We start from the raw sequence: 1,206 nt of genomic DNA, 5'->3' as shown, positions 1-1,206 counted from the left end.
AGCTGCAGTAAAGCATCTCGTTCATCCAGCTTCTTGAAGCGATCATCAAGATCGAAAAATCCGGGGTGGGCCATGAGTCACTCGCGTGTGTAAAGATTTTGCGATAGTTTACAGGAATTGGTTAATTTCCGGAGGTGCCCTCTATATAAATACACCGAAAAGAGGTAGCTTCATATATGAAGCAATTATTTTCTTTTCTGGTTCTGTGACAAGCGGTGTGTTTTACGATTTCCTCAAGTACGGATTTAATGAAGCTGTAGGAAAGTTTGGTAACGATGACTATTATAGACCTCTCAATGATAGAATTGAGCCAACTATTGGAGAGCTGCCCGTAGCATTAGAATCGGCCTTGGATGAGATCCATCGCCCCATTAAGGAGGACAAACGGATAGAACTGACGATATCACGTCCAAGGGGCGAGGAACTGGCTGTATTTGATACTCATACCGCGCAGTATTTGATGCCCTCGACTATTCCTGCTCCTCACGTGATCTCGGGGAATGTTACTAAGTACAATTCGCTCACGGGTTGGGGAAAATTCTTTGATCTCATCGAAGGAAGAACAGTGTCTTTCAATATAGATTTGAGTAGCTCGGAACGGCAAAAAGCATTGATTACATGGTCTCTACATGAAAACAATATGAAGCGAGAGGGGCGGTTGTATTTGAGCGCAAATGCGGTAATAGCTCCTACAAGAAAAATCAAGAGATACATCGTCCACAAAGTTAGTGACTCGCCACTGAGCTAGGTTGACTTAGCCTACTTTTAATACTGTAGGAAAATGGACATTTTGTTCCGGTCTGGAATTCGCAAATTGAGAGTAGAGAATGCCTGTCTTCATAGAGCGCATCGAGATCGTGAATTTCAAATCCTGTAGAGACGCTAGTTTCCCTCTCGCGAGATTCACCTCCCTTATCGGATACAATAACTCTGGCAAGTCAAACATTATTTCGGCAGTCCAATGGCTTCTGAGAAGGTCAGTGTTGGATGAATCGGCATTTGGGCACCTCCGGAAATTAACCAATTCCTGTAAACTATCGCAAAATCTTTACACACGCGAGTGACTCATGGCCCACCCCGGATTTTTCGATCTTGATGATCGCTTCAAGAAGCTGGATGAACGAGATGCTTTACTGCAGCTCGATAAATTTGTTGATTGGGAGCTGTTTCGTTTACCCCTTGATGGTGTGCGTCCGCCATTGCCTG

General features: G+C 44.2%; 2 protein-coding genes. Both read left to right on the top strand.

What is annotated here, in order from left to right; genetic code table 11:
* Positions 1-85: 85 nt before the first annotated feature.
* A complete protein-coding gene (locus tag Q7U10_03720) occupies positions 86-748 on the top strand; it encodes a hypothetical protein (protein ID MDO8281724.1) in 663 nt (220 codons plus the stop codon).
* A 79-nt stretch (positions 749-827) separates the two neighbouring features.
* Positions 828-1,064 carry an AAA family ATPase gene (locus Q7U10_03715; GenBank protein ID MDO8281723.1) on the top strand — a complete coding sequence of 79 codons (237 nt, stop codon included), beginning with the start codon at positions 828-830 and terminating at the stop codon, positions 1,062-1,064.
* Positions 1,065-1,206: the final 142 nt, after the last annotated feature.

The sequence above is a fragment of the Thermodesulfovibrionia bacterium genome (assembly GCA_030646035.1).
Classification (GTDB): domain Bacteria; phylum Nitrospirota; class Thermodesulfovibrionia; order UBA6902; family UBA6902; genus JACQZG01.
This window is presented reverse-complemented; position numbering and strand designations above follow the sequence as displayed.

Coding starts and splice junctions, on each gene's coding strand:
- Q7U10_03715 (MDO8281723.1), top strand. CDS start 828: ATGCCTGTCTTCATAGAGCGCATCGAGATCGTGAATTTCAAATCCTGT.